Annotated in this window: 15 protein-coding genes; 6 read left to right on the forward strand and 9 right to left on the reverse strand. The window is 59.7% G+C overall.

Annotated features, from left to right (window positions below):
* Positions 1-151 precede the first annotated feature (151 nt).
* The 4 genes from nirB to cobA are packed head-to-tail and all read left to right on the forward strand — an operon-like array spanning position 152 to position 6381.
* Positions 152-2605 carry a nitrite reductase large subunit NirB gene (gene nirB, locus E1K68_RS20330; protein WP_020302634.1) on the forward strand — a complete coding sequence of 818 codons (2454 nt, stop codon included), beginning with the start codon at positions 152-154 and terminating at the stop codon, positions 2603-2605.
* A complete protein-coding gene (gene nirD / locus E1K68_RS20335; RefSeq protein WP_003193279.1) occupies positions 2602-2919 on the forward strand; it encodes a nitrite reductase small subunit NirD in 318 nt (105 codons plus the stop codon). The genes nirB and nirD overlap by 4 nt, the downstream gene beginning before the upstream one ends.
* Positions 2919-5627, forward strand: coding sequence for a nitrate reductase (locus tag E1K68_RS20340; protein WP_192001625.1), 2709 nt, complete (start codon positions 2919-2921; stop codon positions 5625-5627). The genes nirD and E1K68_RS20340 overlap by 1 nt, the downstream gene beginning before the upstream one ends.
* Positions 5628-5637: 10 nt before the next feature.
* Positions 5638-6381, forward strand: coding sequence for a uroporphyrinogen-III C-methyltransferase (gene cobA / locus E1K68_RS20345; protein ID WP_003193282.1), 744 nt, complete (start codon positions 5638-5640; stop codon positions 6379-6381).
* Between the two features lie 60 nt (positions 6382-6441).
* On the opposite strand, the gene E1K68_RS20350 is transcribed toward cobA, so the two are convergent.
* The 8 genes from E1K68_RS20350 to ppsA all read right to left on the reverse strand — a co-directional run bounded on the left by E1K68_RS20350 (position 6442) and on the right by ppsA (position 14580).
* Positions 6442-7422 (reverse strand): OmpA family protein, encoded by a 981-nt coding sequence (locus tag E1K68_RS20350; RefSeq protein WP_003193285.1) that lies wholly within the window; start codon positions 7420-7422, stop codon positions 6442-6444.
* A 107-nt stretch (positions 7423-7529) separates the two neighbouring features.
* Complete coding sequence (gene sigX, locus E1K68_RS20355) at positions 7530-8120, reverse strand: RNA polymerase sigma factor SigX (RefSeq protein WP_003193286.1); 591 nt, start codon at positions 8118-8120, stop codon at positions 7530-7532.
* A gap of 87 nt (positions 8121-8207) precedes the next feature.
* Positions 8208-9032, reverse strand: a complete 825-nt coding sequence (locus tag E1K68_RS20360; RefSeq protein ID WP_003193288.1) for a mechanosensitive ion channel domain-containing protein — start codon at positions 9030-9032, stop codon at positions 8208-8210.
* Between the two features lie 2 nt (positions 9033-9034).
* Positions 9035-9280, reverse strand: coding sequence for a hypothetical protein (locus tag E1K68_RS20365; protein WP_003193290.1), 246 nt, complete (start codon positions 9278-9280; stop codon positions 9035-9037).
* Between the two features lie 86 nt (positions 9281-9366).
* Positions 9367-10362, reverse strand: coding sequence for a zinc transporter ZntB (locus tag E1K68_RS20370; protein ID WP_014719487.1), 996 nt, complete (start codon positions 10360-10362; stop codon positions 9367-9369).
* A 25-nt stretch (positions 10363-10387) separates the two neighbouring features.
* Positions 10388-10879: a ribonuclease E activity regulator RraA gene (gene rraA / locus E1K68_RS20375; protein ID WP_003193293.1), complete on the reverse strand. Its 492-nt coding sequence runs from the start codon at positions 10877-10879 to the stop codon at positions 10388-10390.
* Positions 10880-11108: 229 nt separating this feature from the next.
* On the reverse strand, positions 11109-12098 hold the full coding sequence (locus E1K68_RS20380) for an alpha/beta fold hydrolase (protein ID WP_003193294.1): 990 nt from the start codon (positions 12096-12098) through the stop codon (positions 11109-11111).
* Between the two features lie 106 nt (positions 12099-12204).
* Positions 12205-14580: a phosphoenolpyruvate synthase gene (gene ppsA / locus E1K68_RS20385; protein ID WP_032895796.1), complete on the reverse strand. Its 2376-nt coding sequence runs from the start codon at positions 14578-14580 to the stop codon at positions 12205-12207.
* A gap of 178 nt (positions 14581-14758) precedes the next feature.
* On the opposite strand from ppsA, the gene E1K68_RS20390 reads away from it, so the two are divergent.
* Entirely contained in the window at positions 14759-15577 is an 819-nt protein-coding gene (locus tag E1K68_RS20390) for a pyruvate, water dikinase regulatory protein (protein ID WP_003193298.1), read from the forward strand.
* A 140-nt stretch (positions 15578-15717) separates the two neighbouring features.
* Here the strand turns inward: E1K68_RS20390 and E1K68_RS20395 are convergent, their stop codons facing one another.
* Positions 15718-17142 carry a PLP-dependent aminotransferase family protein gene (locus tag E1K68_RS20395; RefSeq protein WP_120248454.1) on the reverse strand — a complete coding sequence of 475 codons (1425 nt, stop codon included), beginning with the start codon at positions 17140-17142 and terminating at the stop codon, positions 15718-15720.
* Positions 17143-17251: 109 nt separating this feature from the next.
* On the opposite strand from E1K68_RS20395, the gene E1K68_RS20400 reads away from it, so the two are divergent.
* Positions 17252-18196 carry an EamA family transporter gene (locus tag E1K68_RS20400; RefSeq protein WP_032900824.1) on the forward strand — a complete coding sequence of 315 codons (945 nt, stop codon included), beginning with the start codon at positions 17252-17254 and terminating at the stop codon, positions 18194-18196.
* Positions 18197-18203: the final 7 nt, after the last annotated feature.

Consider the following 18203-nt stretch of genomic DNA (forward strand, 5'->3'; position numbering starts at 1 on the left):
TCCCAACACCCCACATATAGCCGCTCCTTCAACGACGAAGGGCCGAGCTTCCCGAGAGAACGGGACCAGGACAAAGGCGTCCTCGCTAGCTGACTAGCGGGGACGCCTTTTTTGTTTGCGCACGATTTGTCGAGCCATTGCGGAGAACGACATGAAAAAACTCAAACTGGTGATGATCGGCAACGGCATGGCCGGGGTTCGCACCCTGGAAGAACTGCTCAAGCTGAGCAACGAGCTGTACGACATCACTGTGTTCGGCGCCGAGCCTCACACCAACTACAACCGCATCCTGCTGTCGCCAGTACTGGCCGGTGAGCAAACCTTCGAAGAGATCGTGCTCAACGACCTGGATTGGTACCTGAACAACAACGTCAAGCTGCTGCTCAACCGCAAGGTGGTGCAGATCGACCGGGTCAAGCGCAAAGTCATCGCCGAAGACGGCACCGAGGCCGAGTATGATCGCCTGCTGATCGCCACCGGTTCCACGCCGTTTATCCTGCCGATTCCCGGCAATACCCTGCAGGGCGTAATTGGCTACCGCGACATCGCCGACACCCAAGCGATGATCGACACCGCCAAGACTCACAAGCATGCAGTGGTGATCGGCGGCGGCCTGCTCGGCCTGGAAGCGGCCAACGGCCTGATGCTGCGCGGCATGCACGTGACGGTGGTGCACATCGGTGAATGGCTGCTGGAGCGGCAACTGGACAAGACCAGCGGCCAGCTACTGCAAACCGAACTGGAAAGTCGCGGCCTGGTGTTCCGCCTGTGCGAGCAGACCCAGGCCCTGCACGATGCCGGCAATGGCCGCGTCGGCTCGGTGCAGTTCAAAAATGGCGACATCATCCCCGCCGACCTGGTGGTGATGGCTGCCGGCATCCGCCCCAACACCGAACTCGCGGAAAAGTCCGGCATTCCCTGCAACCGTGGGATCCTGGTCAACGACACCATGCAAACCTACGACCCGCGCATCTACGCGATCGGTGAATGCGCCAGCCATCGCGGCATCGCCTATGGCTTGGTGGCGCCGTTGTTCGAACAGGCCAAGGTCTGCGCCAACCACCTGGCCCAACTGGGGTTTGCCACTTACAAGGGCTCGGTGACCTCGACAAAACTTAAAGTCACCGGCATCGACCTGTTCTCCGCTGGCGACTTCATGGGCGGCGAAGGCACCGAGACCATCACCCTCTCCGACCCGATTGGTGGCGTGTACAAAAAGCTGGTGATCAAGGACGACATTCTGGTCGGCGCCTGCCTGTACGGCGATACCGCCGATGGCGGCTGGTATTTCCGCCAGATCCGTGAGAATCACGCCATCGGTGAAATCCGCGATCACCTGATGTTCGGTGAAAATGCACTCGGCGATGTCGGCCACCAAGGCCAGGACAAAGCCATGAGCATGGCCGACAGCGCCGAAGTCTGCGGCTGCAACGGCGTGTGCAAGGGCACCATCGTCAAGGCGATCCAGGAACAAGGGTTGTTCAGTGTCGATGAGGTGAAAAAACACACCAAGGCCGCCAGTTCCTGCGGTTCCTGTGCCGGCCTGGTCGAACAGATCCTGATCAACACCGTGGGCGGCGCCGCCGACGTCAAGCCCAAAAGTGAAAAAGCCATCTGCGGCTGCAGCGACCTCAACCACGGGCAGATCCGCCAGGCCATTCGCGAGCAGCACCTGCTGACCATCGACAGCACCATGCGCTACCTGAACTGGCGCACCCCCAATGGCTGCGCCACCTGCCGCCCGGCCCTCAACTATTACCTGATCTCCACCTGGCCCGGCGAAGCCAAGGACGACCCACAATCGCGGCTGATCAACGAACGGGCCCACGCCAATATTCAAAAAGACGGCACCTACTCCGTGGTGCCACGGATGTGGGGCGGTGTGACCAACCCTTCGGAGCTGCGCCGCATCGCCGATGTGGCCGACAAGTACAACGTGCCGATGGTCAAGGTCACCGGTGGCCAGCGCATTGACTTGCTCGGTATCAAGAAGCAGGACTTGCCAGGTGTGTGGAAGGATCTGGATATGCCGTCCGGGCACGCCTATGGCAAATCCATCCGCACCGTCAAAACCTGTGTGGGCAGCGAGTTCTGCCGGTTTGGTACGCAGAACTCCACACAACTGGGCATCGAGCTGGAGCATGACCTGTTCAATATGTGGTCGCCCCATAAGGTCAAGTTGGCGGTCTCCGGTTGCCCACGCAACTGCTCGGAAGCGGGCATCAAGGATGTGGGCATTATCGGCGTCGACTCGGGCTGGGAGATGTACATCGGCGGCAACGGCGGGATCAAGACCGAAGTCGCGGAGTTCTTCGTCAAGGTGAAAACCGCGGAGGAAGTACGCGAATACAACGGCGCGTTCCTGCAGTTGTACCGCGAAGAAGCCTTCTATCTGGAGCGCACCGTGCACTACCTGCAGCGGGTGGGCATGGAGCATATCAAGAAGGCTGTATTGGAAGACCCAGCGCGCCGCCAGGCCCTCAATGAGCGTTTGCAGTTCTCGTTGTCATTCGAGCAGGACCCGTGGAAGGAACGCCTGGAACAGCCGCTGCTGAAAAAGGAATTCGACGTGATCCCTGTCAAACAACTGGAGGTCTCGCTATGAACTGGCTGGATATCTGCGCCCTCGATGAAATCAACGCCCTGGGCTCGCGCATCATCAGCGGGCCGAAAGGTGACATCGCGATTTTTCGCACCAGTGACGACGAAGTCTTTGCCCTCGACGACCGCTGCCCGCACAAGGGCGGGCCGCTGTCCCAAGGTTTGATCTATGGCAAGCGCGTGGCCTGCCCATTGCACAATTGGCAGATCGACCTTGAGTCCGGCCAAGCCCAGGCCCCGGATATCGGCTGTGCCCACCATCACCAGGCCCGGGTGGAAAACGGCCGGGTGATGCTGGCCCTGCGGGACGCGGGTTGATGAACCGCCAGACCACCGCGTCCACCTGCTGTTATTGCGGGGTGGGTTGCGGCGTGCTGATCGAGCATGACGGCGAACAGATCCTGGGGGTGCAAGGCGACCCCAGCCATCCGGCCAACTTCGGCAAGTTGTGCAGCAAAGGCGCCAGCCTGCACTTGACCGGCGACTTGAGCGCCCGCGCGCTCTACCCGCAATTACGCTTGGGCAAAGACCTGGCACGCACCCGCACCGACTGGGACACCGCCCTGGACCACGCGGCCAACGTGTTCGCCGATACCATTGCCGAACACGGGCCCGACAGTGTGGCGTTCTATATCTCCGGGCAACTGCTGACCGAGGACTATTACAGCTTCAACAAGTTGGCCCGTGCGTTGGTGGGCACCAACAATATCGACAGCAACTCCCGGCTGTGCATGTCGTCGGCAGTGGTCGGCTACAAGCGCAGCCTGGGCGCCGATGCACCGCCGTGCAGTTATGAAGACTTGGAAAACAGCGACTGCGTGATGATCGTCGGCAGCAATATGGCCTACGCCCATCCGGTATTGTTCCGGCGCCTGGAGCAAGCCAAGGCGCAACGCCCGCACATGAAAGTGCTGGTGATTGACCCTCGGCGTACTGACACCTGCGATTTGGCCGACCTGCACTTGGCGATCTTGCCAGGAACGGATGTGGCGTTGTTCCACGGGATCTTGCATCTGTTGCTGTGGGAAGACTGGGTGGACCGCGCGTTTATCCAGGCCCACACCGACGGCTTGGCCGAACTCAAGCGCCTGGTGCATGACTACACGCCGCAGATGGTCACGCAGCTGTGCGGTATCAGCGTCGAACAGTTACGCCTGTGTGCGCAGTGGGTCGGCACCTCCAGCAGCTTTTTGTCGCTGTGGTGCATGGGGCTTAACCAGTCCACCGCCGGCAGCGCCAAAAACAGCGCGTTGATCAACCTGCATTTAGCCACGGGGACCATTGGCCGCCCGGGTTGTGGGCCGTTTTCCCTGACCGGCCAACCGAACGCCATGGGCGGGCGCGAAACCGGCAGCCTGTCCAACTTGCTGCCGGGCCACCGCGACGCGGCCAACCCTGAACACCGCGCTGAAGTGGCGGCCTATTGGGGCGTGGAACAACTGCCCGCGACCACCGGCCTTACCGCCATCGAACTGTTTGAACAGATGCAGGCTGGCAAGATCAAGGCACTGTGGATCGCCTGTACCAACCCTGCCCAATCCCTGCCCGACCAGAACGCAGTGCGCGCCGCCTTGGCCGCGTGCCCGTTCGTGGTGTTGCAGGAAGCGTTTCGTACCACCGAAACCGCCGCCTATGCCGACCTGCTACTGCCCGCCGCCAGTTGGGGTGAAAAAGACGGCACGGTGACCAACTCCGAGCGGCGTATTTCCCACGTGCGCCGCGCCATCAACCCACCGGGTGAAGCACGCGCGGATTGGGCGATCACGGTGGATTTCGCCCAGCGCCTGGAGCGCCGTCTGCGTCCGGGGTTGCCGAGCCTGTTCGCCTTTGAACAAGCGGCGCAGCTGTTTGATGAATTCAAGCCACTGACCCAAGGCCGTGACCTGGATATGTCCGGCATCAGCCATGCCCTGCTCGACCGGATCGGCCCGCAGCAGTGGCCCTTTCCCGAGGGTGCCCAGGCGGGTACTTCGCGCCTGTACACCGACGGCATTTTCCCTACTGACACTGGGCGGGCGCGCTTTGTCGCCGAGCCTTATCGCGCCGCTAAAGAACAACGCGATGCGCGATTCCCGTTGACCCTGATCACCGGCCGCCTGCGTGATCAATGGCACGGCATGAGCCGCACCGGCACCGCCGCCCAGTTGTTCGGGCACGTCAGTGAGGCGCTGTTGAGCCTGCATCCGGATGAGCTGCGCCGCCACCGCTTCAAAGAGGGTGACCTGGTCAGCCTGAAAAGCCGTCGCGGCAGTGTGATCGTCGCCGTTTGCAGCGATGACAGCGTGCGCCCCGGCCAAGCGTTTCTGCCCATGCACTGGGGCGACCGCTTTCTCAAGGGCGGCGTTAATACCCTCACTCAACCGGCGTTCGACCCTTTGTCCAAGCAGCCGGAGCTCAAGCACAGCGGCGTGCGCCTGGAAGCAGTGCAACTGCCATGGCAGCTGTTTGCGCTGATCGAAGGCGATGTGCAGCAGCACTTCGAAGCGTTGCGCCCACTGTGTGAAACCTTTGCCTACGTCAGCCTGAGCCTGGCTGGCCGTGAACGCCCCGCGCTGCTGGTGCGCGCCGCGCATACCGAGGCGCCCGACCTGCAACTGTTGACCCGCATCGACCACCTGCTGGGCCTCAACGACGGCCCGGTAATGGCCTATGACGACCCGCGCCGCTCAATCGGCAAACGCGTGAAAATCGAGAAAGGCCGCATTACCGCCCTGCGCCTGGCCGGCGAAACCCTGGCCCGTCACTGGCTGCAAAGCCTGTGGCTGGAAGGCCGGGCCGACGAGCAACTGCGGCGCTGGTTACTGGCGCCCTTGAGCGCGCCACCGGGCGGTACCACGACCAGCAACAAGATTGTGTGCAACTGCAAGAACGTCAGCGAAAACGCCGTGTGTGCCGGTATCGGCAGCGGCCTGGACCTGGATGGCCTCAAACAGGCACTGGGCTGCGGCACCCAATGCGGCTCCTGCGTGCCGGAAATCAAACGTCTTTTGGCCAGCAACCCGCAGCCAATCGCCATCAGTGTGTAAGGGGAACAACATGAGCGCAAAAGTATGGCTGGTAGGCGCAGGGCCGGGTGATCCGGAGTTGCTGACCCTCAAGGCGGTCCGGGCTCTGCAGGCAGCGCACGTCGTGCTGATTGATGACTTGGTCAACCCGGCAGTACTGGAACACTGCGCCAGCGCCCGGGTGATTACCGTCGGCAAGCGCGGCGGCTGCCGCTCTACCCCGCAGGAGTTTATTCACCGCCTGATGCTGCGTTATGCACGCCAGGGCAAGTGCGTGGTACGCCTTAAAGGCGGTGACCCATGTATTTTTGGCCGCGGTGGCGAAGAGGCAACCTGGCTGCGCGAGCGTGGTGTCGAGGTGGAATTGGTCAATGGCATCACCTCAGGGCTGGCCGGGGCGACCCAGTGTGACATCCCGTTGACCTTGCGCGGGGTGAGCCGTGGAGTGACCTTGGTCACCGCGCATACCCAGGATGACAGCAGCTTGAACTGGCGTGCGCTGGCGGAGGGTGGAACCACGCTGGTGGTGTATATGGGCGTGGCCAAGCTGGACGAAATCCGCGAACAGCTGCTCAACGGCGGCATGGCTGCGGATATGCCGGTGGCAATGATCGAAAACGCTTCATTGCCCCAACAACGCGAATGCCGCAGCTCGCTTGCGGCCATGCATGAAGCTGCAACAGCCTTTGCACTCAAAAGCCCGGCCATCCTGGTGATTGGCCAGGTTGCCGGCGCCGCACAGATGGCTAGCATCGCCGCTGCGGCAAGCGCCTGAGGCAAATCGCAGGCGAAAAAAAGCCCGGCCTGAGCCGGGCTTTTCTTTACTACTCAGTAATTACTGAGCGGTAGCTTCAACCGACGCTTCTACGCGACGGTTAACAGCGCGACCAGCTTCAGTTGCGTTGTCAGCAACTGGGCGGGATTCGCCGTAACCTACAGCAGTTACACGGCTAGGAGCAACGCCGTCTTTAACCAGGACTTGCTTAACAGCGTCAGCACGACGCTGGGACAGCTTCTGGTTGTAAGCGTCTGGACCTACGGAGTCAGTGTGACCAGCAACTTCTACGTTGGTAGCTGGGTACTGAGCCATGAAGTCGGCCAGGTTTTTAACGTCGCCGTAGCTGTTAGGCTTAACAACGGCCTTGTCGAAGTCGAACTTAACGTCCAGCTCAACACGAACAACCTGAGCAACCGGAGCTTCTGGCTCTGGAACTGGCTCTGGAGCTGGTGCTGGGGTAGGAGCTGGAGCTGCTGCGCCAGCGTTACCGCCGAAGTTCACGCCCAGGCCGACCAGTGCGGAGTAGTCCCACTTGCCGTTGTCCAGACCGTAGTCAGCTTCAACACCAGCACGAGCGTACAGGTTGTTGGTGAAGTAGTACTTCACGCCGGTACCGATGGTAGCGAAAGTGGTCTGATCGCGACCGGTGTGGCCGTCAGCGCGCACGTTGCCACGGCTCTGGTGGCCGAAACCGCCTTCAACGTATGGACGCAGGCTATCAACGCCAGCCTGACCGAAGTGGTACTGAGCAACGAGGCTGCCAGTGTCACCTTTGATCTTCTGGTTGCCAGTGCCGTCGTTCGAACGGGTGTGGTTGGTCTTGTCGTACGACAGATTCAACGACAGATCGTCGGTCAGGAAGTAACCAATGCGAGCGCCTGGGTTGAAGCCGTCTTCGATGTGCTTAACGCTATCGTTGTACTGCTTCTTGTAGAACAGCTCGCCTTCAACTGCGCCTTGGCCTTGTGCCAGAACGCCGAAAGAAGTAGCGGCAATAAGAGAACCAATGGCCAAGCCCAAGGTGTTTTTCAGTTTCATCCGTTAAATCCCCATCTGGTGATTGTAAAGCAGTCCCACAAACCGGGGGACAACTCGGCGACAAGTCTAACAGAACTTGCCTACACGTAAGAGATATTTGCTACGCACTAAGTTTCAGTCTCGCCCGCAAATTTCTCACGTAATTTATCAAGAGCACGCTTGTACCGCATTTTTGTAGCACTCAAACCCATATGCATGATGTCAGCGATTTCCTGAAATTCCAGCTCTGCGACAAATCGAAGCACCAGAATTTCGCGGTCAATCGGGTTCACATGCACCAACCAGCGATCAAGTCCGCCCTTTTCCTCGGGTGCCGGCGCCTTCTCTTCAGACGCCTCCTCAAGGGGGTCCAGACTCAAAGCGTCCATCAGGCGACGCTTTCGCCGTTCCTTCCGATACTGCGTGATGCACTCGTTGTACGTGATGCTGTACAGCCAGGTCTTGAACTTCGATTTGCCCTCGAAGTTCTTCAGGCCGTATAGCACCTTGAGCATCACTTCCTGACAGACATCATCCGCGTCTCTATCGTTCCCCAAATACCTTGAACAAACGTTGAACAGAGTGCGTTGATACCTGCGCATCAATTCTTCGTACGCGCGTGTTACGTGAAACAGCTCCGTGTGCGAGCGCGCGACCAACTCCTCATCAGAGAGCTCACGGGGGTCATAGCGCGTGGACAGCGTTTGGGCTTTATTCAAAACAAGTCGTGCCGACAGTCAGGTCAATGTCCGCTGCAACCCGGTCACCCGGGTTTGCGGCGGCGTACATTAGCAGGATTTGCCGGATTAGCGGCTACTGACCTGCTGCTCCAGGAGAATCCGGTTGGACAGCGACACCAGTTCCCCGTCATCGGTCAGCACGGTCGTCTTGACTGTGCCGATCTCCTCGATTTGCCCTTCGACCTCGCCCACACGCACCTGTTGCCCAACTTGATACAGCTCACGCACATAGATTCCCGCAAGAATCTGACCGGCAATTTCCCGGCTTCCCAACCCCATGGCCAGCGCAACTGCCAGACCAACGGTAATCAAAACAATCACAATCACGTGGTTGAGCAGGTCAGTTTTGACCTCCAGCTGGCTGATCGCGACGGAAATACTGATGATGATCACCAGCCCCTGGGCAATTCGTCCCAGGCCCGCTGCGTAGTCCAACCCCACGCCTTCGGCGGCCCCGCGCACCAGCCCGTTGGCCAGTTGCGCGAGTAAAACCCCCACCAGCAGCACCAGCGCGCCGCCGAAAACTTTCGGCAAATACAGTGCCAGCATGTCGAGCGTAGCTGAAACTCGCTCAAGTCCAAGGGACTGCGCTGCAGAAACCAGAAAAATAAGTAGAACGAACCAATAGACGATCTTGCCGATCAGAGTCGAAATCGGTACTTGCAACCCCGCGCGGCCGAGCAATTTGGTCAGGCCAGTGCCAGCCATCAGGCGATCGAGCCCCAGTTTGGCGAGCAATTTGGACAGCAGGGTATCGAGCAGCTTGGCCACGACAAAACCCAGCAATACCAGGACCAGGGCACCAAACAGGTTGGGAATGAAATTCGCCACCTTGGTCCACAATGCGGTCATCGCGGTGACCAGGCTCTGGGTCCAGAGATCAAGTTCCATATTCAATCAGCCTTATCAGCAGTGCTAGCAAGAGGTTTACGACGGGAAACCGGTGACACATGGGCCGAACCGTTGTTCAGGGCCATCATCAATGCCGGCACCCAACGCCCGAGCAGACCGAACAGGTCACCCGCCCCTACCTGACGGTTGGCGGTTTTCAGTACGCGGCCCAGGCAAGCATCGTCATCACGGTTGGATGGCGAAGCATTGAGCATGTCACGCAAAGACTGTTCGAACGGATCGTGCATAGAGACCTCTCGCAAGTGATTTAAAAGACGAGGGTAAAATTCATCGGGTCACATCGGCCCTTTCTTACGTTCAGGTCATATTCAGGTCAAACCCAGCGCAATCGTCGAAATAACCACCATTGCCCCAATGCCACAGACACCATCAACAGGCACGCAATCATGAATCCATAAGGACTGGCAGAGAACGGAATGCCGCCCACATTTATACCGAGCAGACCGGTGAGAAAACTCATCGGCAAGAAGATCCCGGTGATGATCCCGAAGCGGTACATGGTGCGGTTCATGCGCAGGCTCAAACGCCGGTCTTCGGCCTCAAGCACAAGCCCCACGCGCTCTCTGGCCAATTCCAGCTCTTCCAGGTAACGGGTCAGACTGTTGTGCAGTTCGTTCCAATAGTCGGCATCGTCGTCGCAGAACCACGCCAATTTGATTCGTGTCAGCTGGGCGAAAATATCCCGCTGGGGGGCCAGGAAGCGCTTGAGTCCGGCGGCTCTTCGACGGATCTGCAGAACGCTGCCGTGCTCCGGAGTATACCGTTCGTCGGCATCGAGTTTTTCTTCCTCGGAATCGACGATTTCAGACAAGCCGGCGACCAGATCCTGCACTTTGTTGGTCAGGTACTGAGCCATATAAAGGATGAGTTCAGACGCCGTCTTGGGGCCTTTGCCGTCTGCCAGTTGCACCAGCAACTCATCGGTAGCGCGCAAGGGGCGCAAACGCAGGGAAATCACTCGGTTGGCGGCAGCGAAAATGCGCACCGACACCATGTCTTCCGGCTCCGCGCCTGGGTTGAGATTGATCCCGCGCAGAAACAGCAGCAATTCGGCGTCCGGCAGCGGCAACAGGCGTGGGCGAGTGTTCTCCTCCAGCAGCAGGTCACAGGCAAACTCGCTCAGGCCGCTGGATTTACGCAGCCAGGTCTGGGTTTGAGGATGGCTGCGATCCCAGTGCAGCCACAGGCTTTCCTGGGGCTGCAACTGCAGATCGTCGAGCTCAGTCCGGGCAATCGAACGCGCACCGCCTTTACCGTCCAGCACCAGGGCATGCACCAGCCCCCATTGCGCGTTTTCTTCTTCGAACATCCTCACCCCGATCGGTTGCGGCAGTTTATTCAGGCATTTTCAGCGGGCTGGGTGACACGATCACCCCGTTGTTGTCGGCGTAAATGTACTCACCGGGGCGGAACGTCACGCCCCCGAATGTCACCGCCACGTTCAGGTCGCCAAGGCCGCGCTTGTCGGTTTTTTTCGGATGCGAGGCCAGGGCCTGCACGCCCAGGTCGGTCTGGGCAATGACGTCGACGTCACGGATACACCCGTAGATGACCAGCCCTTCCCAACCGTTTTTCGCGGCTTTCTCGGCAATCATGTCACCCAGCAGCGCGCAGCGCAGGGAACCGCCACCGTCGACCACCAGCACTTTACCAGCGCCCGGCAGGTCAGCCTGCGCCTTGACCAGGGAGTTATCCTCGAAGCATTTGAGGGTGACTATCTCGCCGCCAAAGGAGTCTCGGCCACCGAAGTTGCTGAACATCGGCTCCACTACCTGCACCAGCTCCGGGTAGGCGTCACACAGGTCGGGGGTCACGTAATGGTTCATCGAGAAACTCCTGTCATCAAAGAAGAGGTCGAACATCCACGGTGTACATCAAGAAAACGCCTCGCGACAGGCATTCTTTAAGTGCCTGCTCGTTGGCGGCGGCCATGATCAAACCCCGATCAGCGCAACGCAATACACGTTACGCGACTGAATATGACCAGAAGCGCCTGGCGCGTCATATCTTAGCCGCAACCCTTCAAGAGTGAAACGCCCCTGGCAGAGCGTTTCGTCAAACCGTTGCAGCCACCTCGGGCTGCGTGCCGAATAAAGGTGTCAGCGGGTCGTTCAACCAACGCTCGACCAAAGGCCACACTTGGGCCTGGGCGGCTTTGCTGACCAGCATCTGCACATGGCCGAAATCCTCGCTGAAACCTTGCTGACGCCCCAGGCACAGGTACTGGCGATGCTCGCTGCCCACTTGCTCGAAGAGCTTGCGGCAGGCCCAGTCCGGGTCTTGTCGGTCGCCCGCTGCGCTCACCGCCAACAGCGGCACATCGACCTGCGCCAAGCCTTTCCACCAGTCATGCTCGGCATCGCCAAACCGGCCGAACAGGCCGTTCCAACGCATCGCTTCGATCATCACGCCAGCCGGTTCGTCCTCGGGCCCACGCTTGAAGCGCGGGCCGGACAGGTGGCCAAGGCGCTTGAGAATAAAGCGCCCACCCCACTGCACCGGTGGGATTTTCAACGGCCAATGGGTACGACTGACCTGGCAGCCGAACAACGCCACCGATGCCACCGCAGATGCATCCAAGTGCTGCCCGCCCAAGGCCGCAGCCAAGGTGGTGGCGCCGAGGGAATGCCCGAGCCAGTGCGGAACCTGCCCGCTTTGCTCAGACACAAACGCCCCCACAGCCGGCAAATCGTAGCGTGCGTAATCGGCGACATGGTTTCTGGCGTAGTCGTGATTGCGCTTGGACAAGCCATGGCCGCGCATTTCCGGGATCCACACATCAAATCCGCGACGCGCCAGGTATGCCCCCAGGCCGATGCCCTTGGGCGAGTACCAGAAGCGCCGGTTGGAAAAGCTGCCATGCAATAAAATAATCGGCGTGCCCCGGTTTTCCGGGACATCGGCCAGGCCCAAACGGGTCACCGCCAACTCGACGGTGCCGTCCGGGCTGTTACCGGGTTTGAGCCGATAGACATCTTCACTCAGGTCGCCACGACGTTCAGCGCTGATCAGGGCGACAGGAAATAGATTGCTGCTGCTTTGCATAATGCTCTTGCACAAAAAAGGGCGGCGTCCGCAAGGATTCCCGCCCTGTACAGATAAGAATGCCGGTCACCCGCAACGAGTGACCGGCACTTTTGACCAGGCGATCTTAGGCGGACGCTTGGCCTTCAGCCAGGAAGAACCAGGTTTCCAGCACGGAATCGGGGTTCAGCGAAACGCTCTCGATTCCCTGTTCCATCAGCCATTTGGCCAGGTCAGGGTGGTCCGAAGGGCCTTGGCCGCAGATACCGATGTACTTGCCCGCCTTGTTACAGGCCTGGATGGCGTTGGCCAACAGCTTCTTGACCGCCGGGTTACGCTCGTCGAACAGGTGGGCGATGATCCCCGAGTCGCGGTCCAGGCCCAGGGTCAACTGGGTCAGGTCGTTGGAGCCGATGGAGAAACCGTCGAAGAACTCCAGGAACTCTTCAGCCAGGATGGCGTTGGACGGCAATTCGCACATCATGATCACGCGCAGGCCGTTCTCGCCACGGGTCAGGCCGTTTTCGGCCAGCAGGTCCACCACTTGGCTCGCTTCGCCCAGGGTGCGCACGAACGGCACCATGATCTCGACGTTGGTCAGGCCCATCTCGTTGCGCACGCGCTTGAGCGCACGGCATTCAAGCTCGAAGCAGTCACGGAAGGCTTCGCTGATGTAACGCGAGGCACCGCGGAAGCCCAGCATCGGGTTTTCTTCCTCTGGCTCGTAGAGCTTGCCGCCGATCAGGTTCGCGTATTCATTGGACTTGAAGTCCGACAGACGCACGATGACCTTTTTCGGGTAGAACGCCGCAGCCAGGGTGCTGATGCCTTCAACCAGTTTCTCGACGTAGAAACCTACCGGGTCGTTGTAGCCGGCGATGCGCTTGTCGACGCTTTCCTTGATGTCCAGTGGCAGGCCGTCATAGTTCAGCAGTGCCTTGGGGTGCACGCCGATCATGCGGTTGATGATGAATTCCAGGCGGGCCAGGCCCACACCGGCATTCGGCAACTGCGCGAAATCAAAGGCGCGGTCCGGGTTGCCGACGTTCATCATGATCTTGAACGGCAGGTCGGGCATGGCGTCGATGGAGTTTTGCTTGATATCGAAGCCCAGCTCACCTTCGAAGATAAAGCCGGTATCGCCTTCGGCGCAGGACACGGTCACGCCCTGGCCATCCTTGAGCAGTTGGGTGGCGTTGCCGCAACCCACGACGGCCGGAATCCCCAGTTCACGGGCGATGATCGCCGCGTGGCAGGTACGCCCGCCACGGTTGGTGACAATGGCACTGGCGCGCTTCATCACCGGTTCCCAGTCCGGGTCGGTCATGTCGGAAACCAGTACGTCACCCGGCTGGACCTTGTCCATCTCGGACACGTCCTTGATGATCCGCACCTTGCCTGCGCCAATGCGCTGGCCAATGGCACGGCCTTCCACCAGCACGGTGCCGGTTTCCTTGAGCAGGTAGCGTTCCATGACGTTGGCCGAAGTACGGCTCTTCACGGTCTCGGGGCGTGCCTGCACGATGTACAGCTTGCCGTCGTCACCGTCCTTGGCCCACTCGATGTCCATCGGGCACTTGTAGTGCTTTTCGATGATCATCGCTTGTTTGGCCAACTCGCTGACTTCAGCGTCGGTGAGGCAGAAACGCGCGCGCTCGGCCTTGTCGACGTCAACGGTTTTAACCGAGCGACCGGCCTTGGCCTCGTCGCCGTAGATCATCTTGATGGCCTTGCTGCCCAGGTTACGGCGCAGGATGGCCGGGCGACCCGCTTCGAGGGTGCCCTTGTGTACGTAGAATTCGTCGGGGTTGACCGCGCCCTGTACGACGGTTTCGCCCAGGCCGTAGGCGCCGGTGATAAACACCACGTCACGGAAACCGGATTCGGTATCGAGGGTGAACATCACGCCGGCCGTGCCGGTTTCCGAACGTACCATGCGCTGCACGCCGGCAGACAGGGCCACCAGCTTGTGGTCGAAACCCTGGTGTACGCGGTAGGAAATCGCACGGTCGTTAAAGAGGGAGGCAAACACTTCCTTGGCCGCGCGGATCACGTTTTCGACGCCGCGAATGTTGAGGAAGGTTTCCTGCTGGCCCGCAAAGGAGGCGTCCGGCAAGTCTTCGGCGGTAGCAGAGGAACGCACGGCAACAGCCATGTCCGGGTTACCGGCCGACAGGGTGGCGAAGGCGGTGCGAATTTCTTCGTTGAGCTTCTCGGGGAACTCGGCTTCCATGATCCACTGGCGGATCTGGGCGCCGGTCTTGGCCAGGGCGTTGACGTCATCGACGTCCAGGGCGTCCAGCGCGGCGTGGATCTGGGCGTTGAGGCCGCTCAGCTCGAGGAAGTCGCGGTAAGCCTGGGCCGTGGTGGCGAAACCACCGGGCACCGAGACACCAGCGCCTGCAAGATTACTGATCATCTCGCCGAGGGATGCGTTCTTGCCCCCCACATGCTCTACATCATGGACGCCGAGCTTATCGAGGGAAACTACGTACTCTACCAAGGTGATCTCTCCACTTTCTGTGTTGGAAAAGCTCAGGACGCGGGTTGCTCAGTAGGAGCTAACGCCAGCGCTTGTGGCCTGGACCTGGAAAATAAGTGAGAATGCGGCCCACTGCGGGACGGCAAAATCGCGCCTATCATATCCAAGATTCGCCATCAGCTTAAGGCCCAGGGCTCAAATGAAACGATCTGCTTTCTTTATTTCCGACGGCACCGGCATTACAGCCGAAACATTGGGTCAGAGCCTGCTCGCGCAGTTCGAAAACATTACCTTTGCCAAATTCACCCGGCCTTATATAGACAGCGTGGATAAAGCGCGGGCCATGGTACAACAAATCAATCTGGCGGCTGAAAAAGACGGTTTTCGCCCGATCATTTTCGACACCATCGTCAATCAAGACATTCGTGAGATTCTCGCAACGTCGAATGGTTTCATGATCGACATTTTCTCTACCTTCCTGGCGCCGCTGGAACAGGAGTTGAGTGAACATTCGTCCTATTCCGTCGGAAAGTCCCACTCCATCGGGCATAACTCCAACTATATGGAGCGTATCGAGGCGGTGAACTTCGCCCTCGACAACGACGACGGCGCCCGCACCCACTACTACGACAAGGCCGACCTGATCCTGGTGGGCGTATCGCGTTGCGGCAAGACCCCGACCTGCCTGTACATGGCCATGCAGTTCGGTATTCGTGCGGCCAACTACCCGCTGACCGAAGATGACATGGAACACCTGACCCTGCCCGCCGCTTTGCGCGCGCATTCACACAAGCTGTTCGGCCTGACCATCGACCCGGACCGGCTGACCGCCATCCGCAACGAACGCAAGCCCAACAGCCGCTACTCCAGCTATGCCCAGTGTGAATTTGAAGTGCGTGAAGTAGAAAATCTGTTCCGCCGCGAGAATATTGCGCACATCAATTCCACGCATTTTTCGGTGGAAGAGATTTCGGCGAAGATTTTGGTGGAGAAGGGTGTGGAGCGGCGCTTCAAGTGATCTCTGTCGCCTGATCTGATCGTTCCCACGCTCTGCGTGGGAACGCCGCCTGGGACGCTCCGCGTCCCGCAATAGCGACGCGGAGCGTCGCAAGATGCATTCCCACGCAGAGCGTGGGAACGAGCAACGGTAACGCGGATTTACAGATGAAACCGCCCGCCTCCCTGCCCCAACGCCGTCGCCAGCGCATCAAAGCCCTCGCGCAGTAACTGATCATCGCCCGACGTGTTGCAGATACTCGCCCGAATAAACTGCGGCACCGCCGTCTGCCCCACGGCAAACGCCTCGGCGGTGGCGATCAGGTAATTGTTCTGCTTGAGCTCCGCCTCGATTTCCGAGGCCCGCCAGGGCTCCGGCACTTCGATCCAGAAGTGCGGGCTGTTGAAGTGGGTGCGATAAGCCAGGCCGGTCAATAGATCTTCGACCAACGTCTTGCGCCGGCTGATCTCGTTGATCTGCTGACGCAACAAATATTCCGCCGTGCCGTTTTCGATCCACTGGGTCGCCAGTTCCAAGGTCACAGGTGTGGCCATCCAGCAGGTCGAACGGATCGCCGCCGAGATGCGGCTGACCAGCGCAGGTGGCGCATGCACGTAGCCCACCCGCAAACCGGCTGACACCGCCTTACTCAGGCTGCTGATCAAGATCGTACGTTCAGGCGCGAAATAGCTGAGGGGCGGCGGACGGTCCTCCACCAGCACACCGTGGGCTTCGTCCTCCAGAATCAGCAGGTTATGTTCGCGACACACCCTGGCCAAGGCTTCGCGGCGCGCAACCGATAACACGGCGGTGGTCGGATTCTGGATAGTCGGCGTGCAATACAACGCCGAAATCCGGTGATTACGACAGACCTCATCCAGCGCCGTGGGCAGCACACCCTCCTCGTCCATCTCCAGGCCGATCAGCCGCACCCCCAGCATGCGCGCAGCGGTAATCAGCCCGGGGTAAGTCAATTGCTCGGTGACCACCGTATCGCCAGCGCGCAGCAGGGCCATCATGGCGCACAGCAAGCCGTGCTGGCCGCCGTTGACGCAGATGACCTGCTCGGGAATCGGATGAAACTCGCGCTGCACCAGCCATTGCGCGCCCGCTTCACGGTAACGCGGCAGGCCGGCGTCCGGGGTGTAGGCGCTGATGTCCTGGAGGAACTTGGCGTTGGTCGACAGGGTTTGAAAGCTCTGGGCGAGAAACACCGTCTCTTGCCCGGGAATGTGCATGTTGCGGCTCATGTCGAAGTACTGGCGCGGCTCCTCGCTGAAATTGCGAAAGCCCTCATCACGCTGGCGCTCCATCCCACGCTTGCGCACGAAGGTGCCGTCACCGACCCGTGCAACCACCAGGCCCAGGCGCTCCAGTTCACCGTAGGCCCGGCTGATGGTGCCGATGGTCACGCCTAAATTGTCGGAAAGCACCCGATGGGGCGGCAGTTTTCGTCCCGGTTCAATCAAGCCTTCAAGGATGCCCCGTTCCATCACATCGGACAGGCGCTTGTACTTCACGCCCTGCCCGTTGGACAAGCCCTCACGCATAATTGACACCATGTCAATATTTGTTTTGACAGCCATCTTTCGCCCTAATAGTGTGCTTTTACGGGTTCAATCGCCGATAAACATAACTCATTACAAGTTCAATATAGAGTTCAATTCCGGCTCAGGGAAGCAATAAACGATGCCAATGTCCGCCGTTCTCGAAAACACTGCAAAAACAAAAACGCAAAAACAGTGGCTCGCCGGGCTGGTGACCAGCGTGATGTTCCTGATCGTTTGCCTGAGCTGGGGCACTACTTGGCTGGGCATCAAGATCGCCGTCGAGAGCGTGCCGCCGCTGACATCCGCCGGCCTGCGCTTTCTCATCGCGTTTCCGCTGTTCCTGTGTTTTGCCATGGTGCGCCGTGAGCCGATCCTGTTTCCCCGGGAAAGCCGCTGGTTCTTCGTATTCGTGACCCTGTCCTACTTCAGCGTTCCCTACTATTTGCTCAATTACGGCGAAATGCATGTGTCGTCGGGCCTCACCGCCCTGCTGTTCAGCTGCATGCCGGTGTTCATCCTGATCTTCTCCGCGCTGTTCCTGCGCGAGCGCATCTATTTCTCCCAGGTGGTCGGCATCGGCATCGGTTTCGGCAGCCTCTACATGATCATCAGGAGCCAGGGCCTGCACCTGGACCACGCCGAGTTCCTCGGGGTGCTGGCCATTCTGAGCGCCGCGATCATGCACGCCTTGTGCTATGTCATTACCAAGCAAAAAGGCAGCGCCATCAGCGTCATCACCTACAACACCCTGCCCATCGGCATTGCCGGGCTGATGCTGTTCCTGGCCGGCCTGTGGTTTGAAACGCCGACGTTCGACGCCATCACCCTGCGTTCCTGGAGCGCGCTGTTCTACTTGGGCCTGGTGGCCTCGGTGGGCGGGTTCATTGTGTATTTCATGCTGCTCAAGCGCCTGAGCCCGATCATCCTGTCATTCGTCTTCATCATCTTCCCGGTGTTCGCGGTCATCATCGGTGCCTGGTACGAAGGCGTGGAAATTTCCCGCGACCTGATGCTGTATTCGGCGATCCTGCTGGCCGGCTTTGCGATCACCAAGTTGCCCATCGAAAAACTCATGGCCAAGAAAAAGTGACCCTCAA

Source organism: Pseudomonas sp. B2021, from assembly GCF_018135665.1.
GTDB lineage: Bacteria > Pseudomonadota > Gammaproteobacteria > Pseudomonadales > Pseudomonadaceae > Aquipseudomonas > Aquipseudomonas lactis.